This window comes from Pseudomonas sp. C5pp (assembly GCF_000814065.1).
GTDB lineage: Bacteria > Pseudomonadota > Gammaproteobacteria > Pseudomonadales > Pseudomonadaceae > Aquipseudomonas > Aquipseudomonas asiatica.
Window position 1 is genome coordinate 56,807 of sequence record NZ_JWLN01000021.1, and the last position, 17,938, is coordinate 74,744.

19 protein-coding genes and 1 tRNA gene are annotated in these 17,938 nt (G+C 62.3%); 10 read left to right on the forward strand and 10 right to left on the reverse strand.

The genetic code is table 11. The annotated features are described in order from the left end of the window. Positions 1–35: 35 nt before the first annotated feature. Complete coding sequence (gene gabT / locus RR51_RS17675; RefSeq protein WP_023662096.1) at positions 36–1,313, reverse strand: 4-aminobutyrate--2-oxoglutarate transaminase; 1,278 nt, start codon at positions 1,311–1,313, stop codon at positions 36–38. Between the two features lie 183 nt (positions 1,314–1,496). Continuing rightward, positions 1,497–2,939 carry an NADP-dependent succinate-semialdehyde dehydrogenase gene (gene gabD / locus RR51_RS17680; protein WP_015268576.1) on the reverse strand — a complete coding sequence of 481 codons (1,443 nt, stop codon included), beginning with the start codon at positions 2,937–2,939 and terminating at the stop codon, positions 1,497–1,499. A 480-nt stretch (positions 2,940–3,419) separates the two neighbouring features. Here gabD and RR51_RS17685 point away from each other — a divergent pair. The 6 genes from RR51_RS17685 (at position 3,420) to RR51_RS17710 (ending at position 7,694) form a co-directional block, all read left to right on the forward strand. Beyond that, positions 3,420–3,496, forward strand: a tRNA-Arg gene (locus RR51_RS17685). Between the two features lie 216 nt (positions 3,497–3,712). After that, a complete protein-coding gene (locus tag RR51_RS17690; RefSeq protein WP_015268561.1) occupies positions 3,713–4,216 on the forward strand; it encodes a hypothetical protein in 504 nt (167 codons plus the stop codon). An 11-nt stretch (positions 4,217–4,227) separates the two neighbouring features. Beyond that, positions 4,228–4,758: a DUF5384 family protein gene (locus RR51_RS17695; protein WP_015268560.1), complete on the forward strand. Its 531-nt coding sequence runs from the start codon at positions 4,228–4,230 to the stop codon at positions 4,756–4,758. A gap of 57 nt (positions 4,759–4,815) precedes the next feature. After that, entirely contained in the window at positions 4,816–5,139 is a 324-nt protein-coding gene (locus tag RR51_RS17700) for a hypothetical protein (RefSeq protein WP_015268559.1), read from the forward strand. Positions 5,140–5,313: 174 nt separating this feature from the next. After that, positions 5,314–7,044: a dipeptidase gene (locus RR51_RS17705; protein WP_039614266.1), complete on the forward strand. Its 1,731-nt coding sequence runs from the start codon at positions 5,314–5,316 to the stop codon at positions 7,042–7,044. A gap of 212 nt (positions 7,045–7,256) precedes the next feature. Further along, positions 7,257–7,694: a CBS domain-containing protein gene (locus tag RR51_RS17710; protein WP_003260233.1), complete on the forward strand. Its 438-nt coding sequence runs from the start codon at positions 7,257–7,259 to the stop codon at positions 7,692–7,694. A 6-nt stretch (positions 7,695–7,700) separates the two neighbouring features. On the opposite strand, the gene RR51_RS17715 is transcribed toward RR51_RS17710, so the two are convergent. The 3 genes from RR51_RS17715 to RR51_RS17725 form a co-directional block, all read right to left on the reverse strand. Further along, positions 7,701–8,339 carry a hypothetical protein gene (locus RR51_RS17715; RefSeq protein ID WP_023661301.1) on the reverse strand — a complete coding sequence of 213 codons (639 nt, stop codon included), beginning with the start codon at positions 8,337–8,339 and terminating at the stop codon, positions 7,701–7,703. A 69-nt stretch (positions 8,340–8,408) separates the two neighbouring features. Beyond that, positions 8,409–8,651 (reverse strand): DUF2789 domain-containing protein, encoded by a 243-nt coding sequence (locus RR51_RS17720; RefSeq protein ID WP_003260231.1) that lies wholly within the window; start codon positions 8,649–8,651, stop codon positions 8,409–8,411. Positions 8,652–8,711: 60 nt separating this feature from the next. Beyond that, complete coding sequence (locus RR51_RS17725) at positions 8,712–9,170, reverse strand: aminoacyl-tRNA deacylase (protein WP_003260230.1); 459 nt, start codon at positions 9,168–9,170, stop codon at positions 8,712–8,714. Positions 9,171–9,268: 98 nt separating this feature from the next. On the opposite strand from RR51_RS17725, the gene RR51_RS17730 reads away from it, so the two are divergent. Both RR51_RS17730 and RR51_RS17735 read left to right on the forward strand, forming a co-directional pair. Further along, positions 9,269–10,624, forward strand: a complete 1,356-nt coding sequence (locus RR51_RS17730) for an NfeD family protein (protein ID WP_039614267.1) — start codon at positions 9,269–9,271, stop codon at positions 10,622–10,624. A 2-nt stretch (positions 10,625–10,626) separates the two neighbouring features. Next, entirely contained in the window at positions 10,627–11,379 is a 753-nt protein-coding gene (locus RR51_RS17735) for a slipin family protein (RefSeq protein ID WP_015268552.1), read from the forward strand. Positions 11,380–11,427: 48 nt separating this feature from the next. Here the strand turns inward: RR51_RS17735 and RR51_RS17740 are convergent, their stop codons facing one another. The 3 genes from RR51_RS17740 to RR51_RS17750 all read right to left on the reverse strand — a co-directional run bounded on the left by RR51_RS17740 (position 11,428) and on the right by RR51_RS17750 (position 14,757). Further along, positions 11,428–12,060: a LysE family transporter gene (locus tag RR51_RS17740; RefSeq protein ID WP_015268551.1), complete on the reverse strand. Its 633-nt coding sequence runs from the start codon at positions 12,058–12,060 to the stop codon at positions 11,428–11,430. 199 nt (positions 12,061–12,259) lie between these two features. Then, positions 12,260–12,847: a mechanosensitive ion channel family protein gene (locus RR51_RS17745; protein WP_039614268.1), complete on the reverse strand. Its 588-nt coding sequence runs from the start codon at positions 12,845–12,847 to the stop codon at positions 12,260–12,262. Continuing rightward, positions 12,847–14,757, reverse strand: coding sequence for an ATP-binding cassette domain-containing protein (locus RR51_RS17750; protein WP_039614269.1), 1,911 nt, complete (start codon positions 14,755–14,757; stop codon positions 12,847–12,849). The genes RR51_RS17745 and RR51_RS17750 overlap by 1 nt, the downstream gene beginning before the upstream one ends. A gap of 50 nt (positions 14,758–14,807) precedes the next feature. Here RR51_RS17750 and RR51_RS17755 point away from each other — a divergent pair, with 50 nt between their 5' ends. Further along, positions 14,808–15,290 carry a TIGR02444 family protein gene (locus RR51_RS17755; RefSeq protein ID WP_039614270.1) on the forward strand — a complete coding sequence of 161 codons (483 nt, stop codon included), beginning with the start codon at positions 14,808–14,810 and terminating at the stop codon, positions 15,288–15,290. Here the strand turns inward: RR51_RS17755 and RR51_RS17760 are convergent. Continuing rightward, positions 15,266–16,414 (reverse strand): AlgP family protein, encoded by a 1,149-nt coding sequence (locus RR51_RS17760; protein ID WP_039614271.1) that lies wholly within the window; start codon positions 16,412–16,414, stop codon positions 15,266–15,268. The two genes, RR51_RS17755 and RR51_RS17760, sit on opposite strands and share 25 nt — an antisense overlap. 380 nt (positions 16,415–16,794) lie before the next feature. Between RR51_RS17760 and RR51_RS17765 the strand changes: the two genes are divergently transcribed. Beyond that, positions 16,795–17,433: an FKBP-type peptidyl-prolyl cis-trans isomerase gene (locus RR51_RS17765; protein WP_039614272.1), complete on the forward strand. Its 639-nt coding sequence runs from the start codon at positions 16,795–16,797 to the stop codon at positions 17,431–17,433. 9 nt (positions 17,434–17,442) lie between these two features. Here the strand turns inward: RR51_RS17765 and RR51_RS17770 are convergent, their stop codons facing one another. After that, complete coding sequence (locus tag RR51_RS17770) at positions 17,443–17,913, reverse strand: Rsd/AlgQ family anti-sigma factor (RefSeq protein ID WP_023662697.1); 471 nt, start codon at positions 17,911–17,913, stop codon at positions 17,443–17,445. Between the last annotated feature and the right edge of the window lie 25 nt (positions 17,914–17,938).

Genomic DNA, 17,938 nt, shown 5'->3' on the forward strand with positions numbered 1-17,938 from the left:
CCCGCCGAAGCGGGTTTTTTCTGAAGCACGTCACATCAGGCGATTTCAGCGAAGCACTCTTCGATGATAGCCAGGCCTTTGTCCAGCAGAGCATCTTCTGCGGTCAGCGGAACCAGGATACGCAGAACGTTGCCGTAGGTACCGCAGGACAGCAGGATCAAGCCCTTCTCGCGAGCCTTGGCGACAACCTGGCCAACGGCAGCTGCGTTCGGGGTGTGAGTGCCTTTCTCGAAGACTTCGACAGCGATCATCGAGCCCAGACCACGGACGTCGCCGATGATCGGGTACTTCTTCTGGATTTCGCGCAGGCCGGTGGTCAGGCGCTCACCCACAGCTTTGCTGCGGTCCAGCAGTTTCTCTTCTTCGAACACTTCGATCACGGCCAGGGCCGCGGCGCAAGCGATCGGCGAACCGGCGTAGGTGCCACCCAGGCCGCCAGGAGCGATGGCGTCCATGTATTCGGCCTTGCCGCACACACCGGCCAGCGGGAAGCCGCCAGCGATGGATTTGGCGAAGGTGGTCAGGTCAGGCGCAACGCCCATCTGTTCCATGGCGAAGAAGGTGCCAGTACGGCCAGCGCCGGTCTGTACTTCGTCGGCGATCAGCAGGATGCCGTGCTGGTCGCACAGGGCGCGCAGGCGCTTCATCAGCTCTTTCGGCGCTGGCAGGAAGCCGCCTTCGCCTTGTACCGGCTCGAGGATGATCGCGGCGATGTCGCGCGGCTCGGCGTCGTTCTTGAAGATGCGCTCGACCGAGGCGATGGCGTCGTCAACGCTGATACCGTGCAGTTCGCTAGGGAACAGAGCGCGGAAGATGCCACCTGGCATCAGGCCCATGCCAGCGGAGTACGGCACGACCTTGCCGGTCAGGCCCAGGGTCATCATGGTACGGCCGTGGTAGCCGCCGGTGAAGGCGATTACGCCAGCGCGGCCAGTGGCGGCACGGGCGATCTTGACGGCGTTCTCAACGGCTTCGGAGCCGGTGGTGACCAGCAGGGTCTTCTTGTCGAAGTCGCCTGGGACCAGCTTGTTGATCTTTTCGCACAGCTCTACATAGGGTTCGTAGGCCAGCACCTGGAAGCAGGTGTGGCTGACCTTGGTCAGCTGCTCTTGCACGGCCGCAACCACTTTCGGGTGCAGGTGGCCGGTGTTCAGTACTGCGATGCCGCCGGCGAAGTCGATCAGTTCGCGGCCTTCAACGTCGATCACGGTCGAGTTCTTCGCGGTATCGACGAAGATCGGGTGGATCTGGCCAACGCCACGTGGGACGGCGGCGACACGACGTTGCATCAAGGATTCGTTGGTCTTGCTCATAATGCCCTCATTGCGCCGGTTTGGAGTGGCGCTTTTATTCGGGGGTGGCTGGGAGTGCTCGCGAACAGTATTCGTTGATCGACTGCCGTGAACGCCCTGGCCACCAGGTACTGCGATGTAAAAAAGGCCAGCGAGACGTCGCTCTCGCGCCCCGCTGGCAGAGGTAAAGCCTTTACCGTGCTATCAGACGCTGATGCACAGGTATTTGATTTCGAGGTAGTCCTCGATACCGTACTTGGAACCTTCGCGGCCCAGGCCCGAAGCCTTGATGCCACCGAACGGTGCCACTTCGTTGGAGATCAGGCCGGTGTTGATACCTACCATGCCGTATTCCAGGGCTTCGGCAACACGGAACACACGGCTCATGTCGCGGGCGTAGAAGTACGAGGCCAGGCCGAACTCGGTGTCGTTGGACATGGCGATGACTTCGGCCTCGTCCTTGAAGCGGAACAGCGGCGCCAGCGGGCCGAAGGTCTCTTCCTTGGCGACGGCAGCGGTCTTCGGTACGTCGACCAGAATGGTCGGCTCGAAGAAGTTGCCTTCGATGATCTTGCCACCGGACAGTACCTTGGCGCCTTTGCCAACGGCGTCTTCGATGTGTTCCTGGACCTTGGCGACAGCCTTGCCGTCGATCAGCGGGCCAGTGGTGGTGCCTTCTTCCAGGCCGTTACCGATCTTCAGCTTGGCAACAGCGGCAGCCAGCTTCTGGGCGAACGCGTCGTAGACGCCGTCCTGCACGTAGATACGGTTGGCGCAGACGCAGGTCTGGCCGTTGTTGCGGTACTTGGAGATGATCGCGCCCTCGACCGCCTTGTCCAGGTCGGCGTCGTCGAACACGATGAACGGGGCGTTGCCACCCAGCTCCAGGGAAACCTTCTTGATGTCCTTGGCGCATTCTTCCATCAGCTGGCGACCGATTTCGGTCGAGCCGGTGAAGGACAGCTTGCGGACCAGGGAGTTGCCGGTCAGTTCGCCGCCAACTTCGCCAGCGCTGCCGGTAACCACGCTCAGCACGCCAGCCGGGATGCCGGCACGGTGGGCCAGCTCGACCAGGGCCAGGGCGGAGTATGGGGTCTGCGAGGCAGGCTTGAGCACCATGGTGCAGCCAGCGGCCAGGGCCGGGCCGGCTTTACGGGTAATCATGGCGGCCGGGAAGTTCCACGGGGTGATGGCCGCGGTAACACCGATTGGCTGCTTGATGACGATCAGGCGCTTGTCTGGCTGGTGGCCCGGGATGGTGTCACCGTAGACGCGCTTGGCTTCTTCGGCGAACCACTCGATGAACGAGGCAGCGTAGGCGATTTCGCCCTTGGCTTCGGCCAGTGGCTTGCCTTGTTCGGTGGTCATCAGGCGAGCCAGGTCGTCCTGGTTCTCGATCATCAGTTCGAACCAGCGACGCAGCTTGGCCGAACGCTCCTTGGCGGTCAGGGCACGCCAGGCCGGCAGGGCCTTGTCGGCGGCTTCGATGGCGCGGCGGGTTTCCGCGGTGCCCATCTTCGGCACGGTACCGATGACTTCACCAGTGGCCGGGTTGGTGACCTTGATGGTCTGGCCGTTGTCCGCATCCAGCCACTCACCATTGATGTAGGCTTGCTGGCGGAACAACTGAGCGTCTTTGAGCTGCATGTCGGCTTCCCGAATTGTTGATTGTTGAAAAGCGCCCAAGGCAGGGCATCGAGCGTTTGAAATCTCAAACGAATCCTAAGCGGCTGCTGGGGTGTTGGACAATAGGCTGTTCGAAAAAAAGAACGAATGGTTGAACACCCTGGCGGAAATTTCATCATTTGCATAATGGCAACCGGCCTCTTCGCGGGCCTGCCCACGAAGAAGAGGCCAATACAGGTTAGACGACCGAGCTATAGGAAATGAGATGGGAGGACCGACGGCCTTGCAGGAAGGGATGAATCAGAACGCCTTGGCCAGGTCGATTAGCAGGGCCCGGTAACCCATGCTACCTGGTTGTCGACTGTGCACCCTCAGCGCCGCCAGCACCTCCCCTCCAGGCTCCCGCGCCGCACTTCGCCCTCTTCGTGGCAGAAAGTAAAAACAGCTACAGATCAAGGCGATGGACGCCATCGGATCAGATGGGTATCATGCGTGCGCGTTGCACTCGTAGCTCAGCTGGATAGAGTACTGCCCTCCGAAGGCAGGGGTCGTGGGTTCGAATCCCGCCGAGTGCGCCATATCCCTCACAAAGCCCGCCTTGCGCGGGCTTTGTCGTTTCTGCAAAACAGTGTCGGCCTGCTCGCGTTATTTCGTTTGGCGCTTACTGAAGCCGGCTTTAGTCCTGATGGCTTTACCTGGTTGGATCCATCTGCCTAGAATAGTGGCATTATGCCTCATCCTTCAGATGGATCGTCGCAAGGTTAACCATACCCTCCAGGGAATCAGGAATGAAAATGCTGAAACACTGTCTGGCCTTGACCATCGCCGCCACCCTCGTGGGTTGCCAGGCGACCGGTGAGCAATACCAATCCGATGTGTTCGATGCCAGCCAGGTAAACACCCAGCAGGAAGCCAAGACCGTGAAAATCATCACGGTCTCGCCGACCAAGATCAAGGTCAGCAACGAGAAGAACCAAAAAGCCGCAATGATGGTGGGTGGTGTACTGGGTGCGCTGGGTGGCGCGGCGCTGGGTGCAGGCCACAACAAGGACACCGCGATCATCGGCGGCGTGGCAGGCGGTGGCGCCGGCGCACTGGCAGGTTCTCTGGTAAGCGATACCTCGCTGGTGCCTGGCGTACTGATCGGCTACTCGGAAAACGGCAAGATCTACACCTCCGCCCAGGTTGGCCGCCCGTGCGATTTCGAAGTGGGGGGCATCTCCCTGATGGTCATGACCATCTCCAACGAAACCCGCATCCAGCCAAATGCGACCTGCCCAGATCCGAAAAAGAGCTGAGGCCTGAGCACATGAAGCACATTGTTCTGGGCACCGCCCTCGCACTGTCTGCCGCCACTGCCATGGCGGGCCAGTTCGATCAGCTCTACCAGATCGAACAGCAGACCAAGCAATCCGAAGCCGCTCTGGAAACCGAACGCCTGCGCCAGGCCGCCGCCGCCGAGCAGCGCGCCGAAGCGCGCGAAGCTGCTGCCCGCCAGCAGCGCGCAGCGGCCCAACGTGCCTCCGCGCAGCGTGCCGCCGAGAAACAGCAGGCGCAAGCAGCCGAGCGCAAGCGCGTGCAGACCCGCGAAGAAGCCTACGAGGACGACCTGCGCGCGCTGGAGCTGGAAGAGCGTCGCCTGGCCCTGCAAGCGAAAAAGGCAAAGGTCGCCCGCGCCAACGACTACATCGATGCCGAACTGCGCGACAGCGCTGCACGCACCGACGTGATCCAGTCCAATGCAGACTCCGCACGCAACGTCACCTCGGGCGCCAAGTCGCTGCTCGAGGACGCCGGCAAGGCGGAAGTGAAACGCGCCGGCAGCCTGTTCGGCGAGTAACCATCCAGGTGCGGTCCCGGCCCGCAGGCCGTGACCGCCCGTTGCAGAGACAACATCATGCTACGTCTGATCATGCTGGCCACGGCCGGCCTGCTGCTGAGCGGCTGCCTGCAGGAAGAAGCCAAGTTCCCCACCGTCGACCTGCACGGTCGCCTGGTCGTCGACCAGGAAATGACCGCATCGCGTCAGGCGCAGGGCATCCAGGGCGAGTACTTCAAGCGCGTCCTCAGCGTGAATGGCCAGGACATGGCCTTCAACGACTTCGTCCAGCAATACTGCCCGGACAGCAATACCCGCAACGAAACCTGCATCAAGGCCTTCCGCATCAAGAAGATCGACGATGTCAGCGGTGCCACGAGGTTCCTGCCCAACGGGCTGTAATCACCGTTGGAAGCACTGGAAAGGCCCCGGCAACGCGCCCGGGGCTTTTTCGTTTGTGCGACATGTCGCGTTTCTGGCACTCCCGTGCCACGGGTCATTGGTGTTAGCGTGGGCGTCTTCCCGTTTCCCGACGGGTAACCCACAACAATGATTGGCGAAGGAATGCGCACAACCATGCACCTGAAAAAACTTACCGCCACCACCCTGCTGCTGGCCAGCATCGGCCTGTTCACCCAACCGGCACAGGCCAACCTTACCCAGCAGCAGTCCGCGGCCATCGTCAAAGCCTTCGACGGCAGCGACCCAAGCGACTTCAAGCAGTTCCTCGGCAAGCTCAAAGGCAGCGACCTGGCCAAGGCCGACAACCTCGCGGCAACCCTGGATGCCTACCTGGCCGGCAAGCCATTGGCCGCCGAGCAGCAGAACGAGATCAACCGCCTGCTCGGCCTGTATACCCGCATCAAGTACGGCAAGGCTGCCAGCGAAACCCTGCGTGAACTGGTGGCCATCCCCACATTCAACGTCGAAGGCACGCCGCAGCACGAGAACCCCGAGTTCCTCAGGATCGCCGACAAGATCAAGGCCCTGGCCGACAGCTTCGGCCTGGCTTTCCGCAATATCGACAACCGGGTGTACGAGATTTCGCTGGGCAGCGGCAAGGAAGTGGTCGGCATCCATGCCCACGCCGACGTGGTGCCGGTCAACCCGGACAACTGGAAGCTGGCCGATGGCACGCGCCTGGACCCGTTCAAGGTCACCCTGGTCGGTGACCGCATGTACGGCCGCGGCACCGAAGACGACAAGAACGGCATTGTCGTGGCGATGTACGCGCTGAAAGTGGCCAAGGACGAAAACCTGCCGCTGGCCCGCCAGTTCAAGCTGCTGATCGACACCACTGAAGAAACCAGCGGTGATGCCATTCCTTACTACTTCGAGCGTAACCCCACGCCCGACTACAACCTGGCCCTCGATGGCGGCTACCCTGTGGTCATCGCCGAGAAAGGCTACGGCACGATCATGGCCAGCTTCAGCAAGCGCCAGGCCAGTGGCAAGGGTGCCGAGATCGTCAACCTGACCGGCGGACTGGCCACCAACCAGATCCCGACAACCTCGGTCGCGACCCTGGTCACCGACAACCCGGCGAAGCTGGCCAGCCAGCTGGAAAAAGCCGGCGCCGATTACGTGAAGCGCAATGGCGGCGACTTCAGCATCGCCGCCAAGGCCGATGGCAAGCAGGTGTTGCTCACCGTGACCGGCGTTTCCGCCCACTCTTCGGAACCGGAGTCCGGGGTCAACCCGGTGGCGCGCATGCTCGGTTTCATCAACGGCCTGGGCAAGGATGTGCCGCTCAAGCACAACCACTTCACCGATGCCGCCCGCTACGCCGCCGACAACTGGGGCCTGGACTACCTGGGCAACAAGCTCGGCGTGGCCTTCAAGGATTCGTTCATGGGCCCTCTGACCGCCTCGCTGACCTTTGTCGGGGTGGATGAAAAAGGCCTGAAACTGGCGGTGAACCTGCGCATTCCGAAAGGCAAGCCAATCGCCACGATCAAGGACGAACTGGCTGACAAGCTGGGCAAATGGACCCGGCAGAGCCATACCTCGGTGGCCTTCGAATACAGCCTGGACGAGCCGATGTACCGCAACCCCGAGGGCGAATGGGTCAAGGCCTTGCTGGACGTTGCCACCGAGAACCTAGGCATGAAGCACGAGTTCGGCACCTCGGCGGGTGCTACCTCGGTACACGACCTGCCTAACGGCGTGCAGTTCGGCCTGGCCATGCCGGATGTGAAGTACACCGGGCACAACGACAACGAGTTCAAGACCGTTGAGCAGTTCATGCTGGACTTGCAGGTGGTGAGCGAGATGGTGGCGCGGATCGGGCAGATGCCGAAGCTCTGAGCCAACTCTACCGGCCTCTTCGCGGCTAAAGCCGCTCCCACAGGTACAGCGTATTCCTGTAGGAGCGGCTTTAGCCGCGAAGAGGCCGGCACAGGCGACAACTCATGACGTTTTTCAATCGACTCGATGCCGTTTCCTGCATTGCCGTGCAGAGCGCCGTGCCGGATGCTTTATTTACTCCGAGACATCGCTTTTTCCCAGCAGAGGCCCGTATGAAGACCGTCGAACAAATCCTCAAGACCAAGTCCCAGCATCAGACCGTGTACACCATCGGCCCGGATGACTCGGTACTCGACGCACTGAAAATGCTGGCGGAAAAAAACGTCGGTGCACTCCCGGTGGTCGAAGCCAACCAGGTGGTGGGTATTGTCAGTGAACGGGACTATGCGCGCAAGCTGGTACTCAAGGGCCGCTCGTCCGCCGCCACCCCTGTGCGCGAGATCATGAGTGCGCCGGTGGTCACCGTGGAACCGAAGCAGAACCTCGAGTACTGCATGAACCTGATGACCAACCGCCACCTGCGCCACCTGCCGGTGGTCAGCAATGGCGAGCTGCTCGGCCTGCTGTCGATCGGTGACCTGGTCAAGGAAACCATCGCCGAACAGGCAAACCTGATCCTGAAACTGGAGCAATACATCCGCGGTGAATGAAGCGCCTCAATGGTAGGCGCGCTCCAGTTCGTCCAGCTGATGGTCGAAGCTGCGCAGGCGCGCCGACCAGGTGTACACCAGCACTTCCAGATCCCGATTGAGCACGGCAGTGTTGCCGTTGCCGCTGCGGGTTGGTTCGCCCAGATCCAGCTGGTAGCGTTCACGGGCCATGGCCTGGGCCACGCTGGACAGGTCGCGGGCATTGGCCAGCCAGTGGTGATGGTGGTCATGGACTTCGCGGTCAAGCAACCGGCACTGGCGTTTCAGGGCATCCAGGCTCTGCTCCAGCGGCGTGCCCTTGAGCTCGCCCATGACCTCTTCGAAGGTGCGCCCCGAATGCCAGTAGCTGCCCCAGAAGTAGCGGTCGAACACCGTCTCGACGCGGCGCAGCGCAACTTTGGTATTCCAGATGGTCAGCAACGTTCGCCCCTGCACCACCTCGCGCTTGTTCAGGTGCAATTGCTGCCAGGCGATCCAGGTCAGCGCCACCAGTGCAACCGCCACGGTGACGGCGGCAGCGGCATACAGGAAGTGCACTGCCTGGTTCATCTGTTGCGTTTGCCGTATGCCGTAGAAATAACTGGCCGTCAATGTGCCCAGGATCGTCACGGAGCACCAGAAGCCCGGTGCGTAGGGATCTTTCATCGCGCTATCCCCTTGTTGTTTTCCTGAGCATAGCAACGGCCAATCACTCGTCAGGCACCACTCGGCGCTTTATTTTTTGCGCAGGTGCAGCGCCTCGTTCAGTTGGTCGATCATCGGAATCCAGTCGTCATCAGCGATGTACTTCTCTTTCAGGAAATCGCGCTGGGAATCGCTCCAGAAAGGCGCATCAACCAGCTTTATATCGTCATCGAGCGGCGAATGGGTGGTGATGAAACGGTCGATATCGACCGGATCGTCAGACAGCCCCAGCTGTTTGAAAATCTCAGACAAAGGATGAATCGTATTATCCATGGTTCCTCCTCGTCGCCAGACCGGTCGTCGACGATGCCGGCCCGGCATGGGTTGAGAGCATCAGCTGAGCTCACGCACTTCGGCGCGCGGCACCAGCTTCAGATATTGCTCCATGCTCATGTGAATCAGGTGATCGTGATCACCCGCCTCCAGATAGACATCGCCTTGGCGGGTAAGACTCGAATCAAGCAGCATCTTTATCTGGTAGGCATCGCCCAGCGCCGGTACGGCACCGCGCTCGCAGTCGCCGAACAGGCTCGGCAGGCCGCTTTCACGGGTCAGTTGCCAGGCCCCGGACATGCGCACCTTGGTCATGTCCAGATGCCGGTTGGCCGGTAGCACGGCCATGATGTAGTTGCCATGACGGTCATCGAGCATCACCGACTTGGCGACCCGCTCGGCGGGCACGCCGGCCGTACGGGCCGACTCCAGGCTGGTGGCCGAATGTGGATGGGGAATGATGTCGTAATCGCAGTTGGCCTTGTCCAGGCGATCCTGCAGGGTCTTTGCCATACGCATGATGCACCTCCGGTTTCGCCCCCCAATTTCCAATTTTAGGCCGGGTACCAGCAGGCAGGGCTAAACTTGTGCAATAGAGGCAAACGAGGTGACGACAGGTGATCGCCCGCTGCTGGCGCTGGCTATTGCTGCTGTTGCTGCTGTTGCTGCTTGGTATCACGCCAGGCGGTCAGGCAGCGCCTGGTGCAGTCTGGGTACTGGGTGTCGATGACGCCATCGGCCCTGCCAGCGCCGACTACCTGGTGCGCAGCCTCGACCAGGCCAAGGCACAGGGTGCACAACTGGTGGTTATCCGCATGGACACCCCGGGCGGGCTGGACAGCGCCATGCGCCAGATGATCAAGGCGATTCTCGCCAGCCCAGTGCCGGTCGCAACCTTCGTCGCCCCCAGCGGAGCCCGCGCCGCCAGCGCCGGCACTTATATCCTCTATGCCAGCCATGTCGCGGCCATGGCGCCCGGTACCAACCTGGGGGCCGCAACCCCCGTGCAGGTCGGTGCTCCGCCAGGCACGCCCAAGGATGACAAGGCCAAAGGCAGCGATGACGATACCCTCGCGCGCAAGCAGGTCAACGATGCGGCAGCCTACATCCGTGGCCTGGCGCAGCTGCGCGGGCGCAATGCCGACTGGGCGGAGAAGGCCGTGCGCGAGGCGGTCAGCCTGTCCGCCAGCGAGGCCTTGAGGCTTGACGTTATCGACCTGATGGCCGATGACCTGCGTGACCTGCTGCACAAGCTCGATGGCAAAACGCTCACTGTCGCTGGCCAGCCCCTGCAACTGCAGACCGCCGGCGCCAACCTGGTCGAGCACCTGCCGGACTGGCGCACACGGGTGTTGGCGGTCATCACCAACCCCAGCGTGGCGCTGATTCTGATCATGATCGGTGTGTACGGCCTGCTGTTCGAATTCATGAACCCCGGCTCGACGGTCGGTGGCGTGGTCGGCGGTATATGCCTGCTGCTGGCGCTATATGCCCTGCAGCTGTTGCCGGTGAGCTTCGCCGGGGTGGCGCTGATATTGCTCGGTATCGCCTTCATGATCGCCGAAGCCTTCCTGCCCAGTTTCGGCGTGGTCGGCTTTGGCGGCATCGTCGCCTTCGTGGTCGGCGCGCTGATCCTGATCGACACCGATGCCCCTGGTTTCGGCATCCCGCTGGCCCTGATCGGCACCCTGGCGGTGCTCTCGGCGCTGCTGATCGGCGGCGTGCTGGGCATGGCCCTCAAGGCCCGCCGACGGGCGCTGGTCAGCGGTGACGCCGGCCTGGTCGGCAGCCTGGTCACCGTCACACAGGTGATGGCGGGCAACCCGTTCTGTGGCTTTGTGCTGGCCCAGGGCGAGCAATGGCAGGCGCAGTGTGCAACGCCACTGCAAGCGGGCCAGAACGTGCGGGTGACCGCGCGCCATGGCGTCATGCTGGAAGTGAGCGCCGCCGCGCCCGCGGCGCAAGGAGAATGACCATGTTCATGCAATTGGGCTTCGGCGCGGTGCTGATCGTGCTGGCGATGCTGTTGCTGTCGGCGTTCCGCATCCTGCGTGAATACGAGCGCGGCGTGGTGTTCCAACTGGGGCGCTTCTGGCAGGTGAAGGGGCCGGGGCTGATCCTGCTGATCCCGGTAATCCAGCAAATGGTGCGGGTTGACCTGCGCACCGTGGTGCTGGATGTACCACCTCAGGATGTGATCACCCGCGACAACGTCTCGGTCAAGGTCAACGCCGTGCTCTACTTCCGAGTGCTCGACCCGCAGAAGGCGATCATCCAGGTCGAAGATTTCCTCGTCGCGACCAGCCAGCTGGCCCAGACCACGCTGCGCGCGGTGCTCGGCAAGCACGAACTGGATGAACTGTTGGCCGAACGCGAGCAACTGAACTCGGACATTCGTCAGGTGCTTGATGCACAGACCGATGCCTGGGGTATCAAGGTGGCCAACGTCGAGATCAAGCACGTAGACCTCAACGAATCGATGGTGCGCGCCATTGCCCGCCAGGCCGAGGCCGAGCGTGAACGGCGGGCCAAGGTGATCCATGCCGAGGGTGAGTTGCAGGCGTCGGAGAAGTTGATGCAGGCGGCGCAGATGCTGAGCAAGGAGCCAGGGGCGATGCAGTTGCGCTACATGCAGACGCTGGGGACGATTGCCGGGGACAAGAGCTCGACCATCGTCTTTCCACTGCCGGTGGATTTGCTCAAGGGGCTGGTGGACAAGCAGAAATAGAGGTGGCCCATTCGCGGGCACGCCCGCGAATGGCCTACATACGGTCTGTCAGACTGGCGCGCGACGCAGAGTCGCCAGGAAGGTGGCCGCGCCAATGAACAACCCGGCGAAAGTCCGGTTCAAACGCTTCTGCTGTTTGGGCGTACGCAGCAGGCGCAACACCCGCGCAGCCAACCCGGTATACCCCGCCATCACCAGCATATCCACGGCGACCATGGTCACGGTGATCGCCACATACTGGGGCAACAGCGGTTCATGCGGATTGATGAACTGCGGCAGCACCGCCAGCATGAACACCAGCGCCTTGGGGTTGCTGACGTTGACCAGGAAACCACGGAACACCAGGCTAAGCGGTTTGCCGATCGGACGCACGGCGGATTCATCGCTCATGTCCAAGGGCAGCGCACGCCACTGTTTGTAGGCCAGGTAGACAAGGTAGGCGACACCGAACCATTTGATGATCTGGAACGCCGTGGCCGAGGCAGCCAGAACAGCGCCGACGCCGGCGGCGATGATGGCGATCTGCAGGATCAGGCCCAGTTGCAGGCCCAGGGCGTTCCAGTAACCACGCCAAAAACCGTATTGCAGGCCACTGGACATCGAGGCAATCGCCCCGGCGCCGGGTGAAAGGCTGATCACCCAACAGGCGGCAAAGAAGCCCAACCACACTTCCATCGACATCACACACCTCGCTCGGACATTTGTTGCAAAACGTTAAGCTAAGGTGTTGGTGAAAAAATAACCAGCGATTTCTGAAGGATTTCTATTGCCTGTGCTGGCCTCTTCGCGGGTGAACCCGCTCCCACAGGTATCGCGCAATCCCCAAGGGCTGCGGAATTCCTGTGGGAGCGGGTTTACCCGCGAAGAGGCCGGTGCAGGTTCAGTCAGCCTCTACAGGCAACTCTTTGTGCATGGACTGCACCTCAGCCCCGCGCCAGCGCCGTACCGACTTCTGGAAGAACTGGCTATTGGGCACCTGCACCAGCGCCCCGCCCGCCTCGGGCATTTCCATCAGCGTGGTGAACAGCAGGTTGATGGCAATCACCCGGCCCTTGACGCCCGGCTTGTCGAGGGTGTCGACCAGTTCGACCACATCACCAATACGAAACGGCCCGACGGTGAAGATCAGCACCGCGCACAGCAGGTTGGACAGCACGCTCCACATGGCGAAGAAAGCCACTGCCGCCACCGCGACGAAGCCGGACAGTGCTGTCCACAGCACGGTCGCCGACACACCCAGGCGCTCCAGCACAAACAGCAACGCGCTGCCCATGATCAGCCAGCGCAGGCCGCCACGCACCGGCACCAGCAGCTCCGGCGGCAACGGGTAACGCTGGCTCAGGCGGCTCAGCCCGCGTGCAACGATGCGCTGCAGGACGAAGGCCACTACCAGGATCAACAGTATCTGCAAGCCCAGCCAGAAGGTGTCCATCCATTGCCCTGGCAGCAGCGAACGCAGTTCCTCCATCAGGACAGCGCCTCGAGCTCGGCCTGCATGCTTTCGAGGGTTTCCAGCGCTTCCATCCAGGCCTCTTCCAGTTCGCCTTCGCGCTGCTTCAGCTTGGTCTGGCGCGCCAGCAGGTCACGCAACTCGTCCTTGCGCGAAGCGTCGTAGAGGCCACCATCACCCAGCGCGGTCTCGATCTCGGCCAGTTGCGCGTGCACCTGGTTGAGCTCGGCTTCCAGCTTGTCGGCAGCCTTCTTGTGCGGGGCCAGTTGCTGACGCAAGGCTGCGGCAGCCTGGCGTTGGGCCTTCTTGTCGGTCTTGTCCGGGTTGACCGGGGTGGTACTGGCTGGCGCGCTGCGCTGGCGGTACTCGACCAGCCAGCGGCTGTAGTCGTCCAGGTCACCATCGAAGATGTCGACCTTGCCGTCGGCCACCAGCAGGAAGTCGTCGGTGGTGCTCTTGAGCAGGTGACGGTCGTGCGACACCACCACCACGGCACCGGCAAACTCCTGCAGGGCCATGGTCAGCGCGAGGCGCATTTCCAGGTCGAGGTGGTTGGTCGGTTCGTCGAGCAGCAACAGGTTCGGTCTTTCCCATGCGATCAGGGCCAGTGCCAGGCGAGCCTTTTCACCACCGGAAAAGTTCACCACCGGCTCGTCGACGCGGTCGCCATGGAAGTCGAAGCCGCCCAGGAAGTCGCGCAAGGTCTGCTCACGTTCGGTGAGGGCAATGCGCTGCAGGTGCAGCAGCGGGCTGGCCTTGTCGTCCAGAGAGTCCAACTGGTGCTGGGCGAAGTAGCCCACGGCCAGGTTCTCACCCCGCACCAGGCGGCCCGACAATGGCTCGAGCTCGCCAGCGAGGTTCTTGATCAGGGTCGACTTGCCAGCGCCGTTGGGGCCGAGCAGGCCAATGCGCGCACCGGGGGTGAGCTGCAGCTTGACCTTGTCGAGGATCGCCTTGTCACCGTAACCCAGGCGGCCTTCGGACAGGCTCAGCAGCGGGCTGGAGATTTTCTGCGACTCGCGGAAAACGAAGTCGAACGGCGAATCGACATGCGCCGCCGATAGCTCCTCCATGCGCTCCAGTGCCTTGATCCGGCTCTGTGCCTGGCGGGCCTTGGTGGCCTGGGCCTTGAAGCGGGCAATGTACTTTTCCATGTGCGCACGCTGGGCCTGCTGTTTCTCGTAGGCCTGCTGCTGTTGCGCCAGGCGCTCGGCCCGGGTGCGCTCGAAGGCCGTGTAGCCGCCCTTGTACAGGTTCAGCTTGCGCTGCTCGACGTGCAGCACATGGTCGACCACGGCATCGAGGAAGTCGCGGTCGTGGGAGATCAGCAACAATGTGCCGGGGTAGCCCTTGAGCCAGTCCTCCAGCCACAGGATAGCGTCCAGGTCCAGGTGGTTGGTGGGCTCATCGAGCAGCAGCAGGTCGGAGGGGCACATCAGGGCCTGGGCCAGGTTCAGGCGCATCCGCCAGCCACCGGAGAAGTCGCCGACGCGGCGGTCCATCTGTTCGTTGGTGAAACCAAGGCCGGCCAGCAGCTTGCGTGCGCGGGCGTCGGCGGTATAGCCGTCGGCGCTATCCAGCTCAATGTGCAGGCGCGCCAGGGCGGTACCGTCGTGGGCCTGCTCGGCCGCAGCGAGTTCGGCCTGGACCTTGCGCAGGCGCACGTCACCGTCGAGCACATAGTCCACGGCCAGGCGGTCGAGGGTATCGACCTCCTGGCGCATGTGGGCGATGCGCCAGTCACCGGGCAGCTGGCAATCGCCGGCATCGGGCGACAGCTCACCGCGCAGCAAGGCGAACAGGCTGGATTTTCCGGCGCCGTTGGCGCCGATCAGGCCGGCCTTGTGACCGGTGTGCAGGGTCATTTCGGCGCCTTCTAGCAAGCGCTGCGGACCACGCTGTAAAGTGAGGTTGGATAGTCTGATCATGATGGTCGCGGAGTCTACCAGCTTCCTCGGCCCATAGCGTGAGTGGAACCATGCACACCGACCTGTGGAATCACGCCCTGGCCCTGTACGCCAGGCCCGGCGTGGAAGCCGCCTGCCTTGAACTGCAGGCGCTGGGTGGCGATGTCTGTCTGCTGCTGTGCGCAACCTGGCTGCAGGCGCGTGGCGTGGCCGTGCGGGACGAACGCGTACAGGCATTGCGCGAGGTTACCGAGCCCTGGCAGCGCGAAGTGGTCAACCCATTACGTAGTTTGCGCCAACAGTGGCGAGCAGCAGCGCAAAGTGATGCGCAGCTGGCGGCGTTGCGTGAGCAGGTGAAGGGGTTGGAGTTACAGGCCGAGAGAACCTTGCTGGAACGCTTGCAGGAGCGTTCGCAACAGTGGCCGGTGGGCGCCCATGAGCCCATGGAAGACTGGCTGGACCGGCTGGCGCCGGACCAGGCCCGCCACCACGACGCGCTGGTTCGGTTGCGCGTCGCGGCGGCAGCGCTTCAGGACGCCGAAGACGGTGCCTGAGCCGGGGTGCTGGCAGGTGCCGATGGCGCTACCGAAGCTGCCGGGGTGGCCGAGTTGGTCGCGGCGGCCGGAGTGCTGGCGGCTGGCGTAGCCGGTTTGGCTTCGGCTGGCTTGCTGGCAACAGGCTTGGCAGCTGCTGGCTTGGCGGCGGGTTTGGCGGCCGTACGTGCTGGAGCCTTGGCGGCAGCTGGTTTCGCGGCCAGCTTGGCAGCAGCGGCTTTGGCTGGCGTTTTGGCCGCCGCTGGCTTGGCTGCAGGTTTAGCGGCTGCGGTGGCTTTGGCTGCTGGCTTGGCCGCAGGTTTGGCAGCAGCAGTGGCCTTGGCGGCTGGCTTGGCCGCAGGTTTGGCAGCAGCAGTTGCCTTGGCAGTTGGCTTGGCTGCAGGTTTGGCAGCAACAGTGGCCTTGGCGGCTGGCTTCGCTGCAGGCTTGGCAGCAGCAGTGGCCTTGGCGGCTGGCTTCGCTGCAGGCTTGGCAGCAGCACTGGCCTTGGCGGCTGGCTTCGCTGCAGGCTTGGCAGCAGCAGTGGCTTTGGCAGCTGGTTTGGCTGCAGCAGCGGCCTTGGCGGCTGGCTTGGCCGCAGGTTTGGCAGCAGCAGTGGCCTTGGCGGCTGGCTTGGCTGCAGGTTTGGCAGCAGCAGTGGCCTTGGCGGCCGGCTTGGCTGCAGGTTTGGCCGCAGCAGCCTTGGTGACGGGTTTGGCGGCTGCCGGTTTGGAGGTCTTGGCAGCACGCTGGTCAAGCGCCTTGGCTGCAGCTTCGCGAACCTTGCCTACGCCTTGGGCCAGCTTGAGGCTGTCCTGGGCATCGCGCTTGAGTTGCTGAATATAAGAACGAGTCTGGGTTTGACGTTCCTTGAGGGAGTCGAGCAGTTCTTCAAGTTCTCCAATGACTTTTTGCGCCTTGGTCTGCGCCTTGGCTTTACCTGCCTTGGCCGCATCTTGCAGTTTCAGGCGACCGTTGTGCAGTTTTTCCTGGGCCTTGCCACGCTGCTTTTCCAACTTGGCCAGCAGTTTTTCCGCATCAGCCAGCGCTTGCGAGCAGGCATCTTCCAAGTGTTCGAGCAAGCTGCCCGAAAGTTGCTGGAGCAGGTGTAACGGCGTGCTTACTGGCTTCTTTTTAGCCGACATGGTTTACCTCCTGGCTGACGAGATTGCGGCTCATACTATGCTTCTGCTGCTACCGCCGCTAGGGCATGTTGACAGTATTGTTTACGCCGCGTTGCATGCCTGGGCAAAGTTGTTATCTTGCAGCTCCGAGCAAGTGTAGTTGCTGAATAAATCATTGCTGATATTTGGCAGTTATCTGTATTGCACAGCACTCCTGCAGGAGCGGCCTTGTGTCGCGATGGGCTGCGGAGCAGCCCCTGGATTTCAGCACCACCGCAGATATTGCCGGGGCTGCTTTGCAGCCCTGTCGCGACACAAGGCCGCTCCTACAAGGACCGCGAGCACACAATACAAAACGGAACACTGGCATACTTCCCCGCTCATTGGCGCAGGAACTGACCATGCCTCGATATCTTCTTTTAGGTTTATGCCTGCTGGCACCCATCGCCCTGGCCGACAGCGAAGAACATGACCTCGCCTACAGCATCGGCGCCAGCCTGGGTGAGCGGCTGCGCCAGGATATGCCGGGCCTGCAGTTGGATGCGCTGGTAGAAGGCCTGCGCCAGTCCTACCAGGGGCAACCGCTGAAACTCGACAAGGCACGCATGCGGGCTTTGCTCCAGCAGCAGGAAGCACGGGAAGGCGATGCCGCCATGCAGAAGCTGCAAGCTGCCGAAACACGCTTCATGGCCAACGAGCGTGGTCGTTATGGCGTGCATGAACTACCGGAGGGTGTGCTCTACAGCGAACTGCAAGCAGGCACGGGCGCGCAGCCCAAAGCCGGTGGCAAGGTGCAGGTGCGCTATGTGGGCAGGCTGCCAGACGGCTCGGTGTTCGACCAGAACCAGACGCCCCAGTGGTTCAGCCTGGACTCAGTCATCGAAGGGTGGCAGGTGGCCTTGCCAAAGATGCACGCTGGCGCCAAATGGCGCCTGGTGATCCCGTCGGCGCTAGCGTATGGCGCCGAGGGTGCGGGCGACCTGATTGCACCCTACACCCCCCTGGTGTTCGAGATAGAACTGCTGGCGGTTGGCGACTGACGCCAACGCTCACGCCGGTAATGCGCCTTCTTCCTTGTGCGCGTTGTGCAACACTTCGATCAGGCAGTCTTCAAGTTCGAAGCGCTCGTGCAGCAGGCCACCCAGCTTGCCCAGCTTTTCGGCAAAGCGTTCGGTGTCCTTGCACTCACCCTTGGCGCAATGGTCATTGAAGGCTAATGCGACCTGAGTACTGTCGTTGATCCGTGGGTTGATCTCTTCGGCCAGCTTCAGCGCCTTCTCGTCGCCGAAGGCTTTGGCCTCACTGACCAACTGCTCGCAGACTTCGAAATGCCACGCCGAAACGTAGTCAACGAGGAGCGCGCAAAAGTCCCCGTTCGTGTCCTTGTCGGCGAAGGCCGGCTTGGCATCGCGCAGCGCGCGGAAAGCCTGCACCAGTTCCTGGCGCTCCTCCAGCCAGCGGTCGATCAGTTTGTGAACCCCACCCCAGCGTTCCTGAGCGTTCTGACAACTATCGAGCATGGCAATCTCTTCCCTTCTGGGTAGA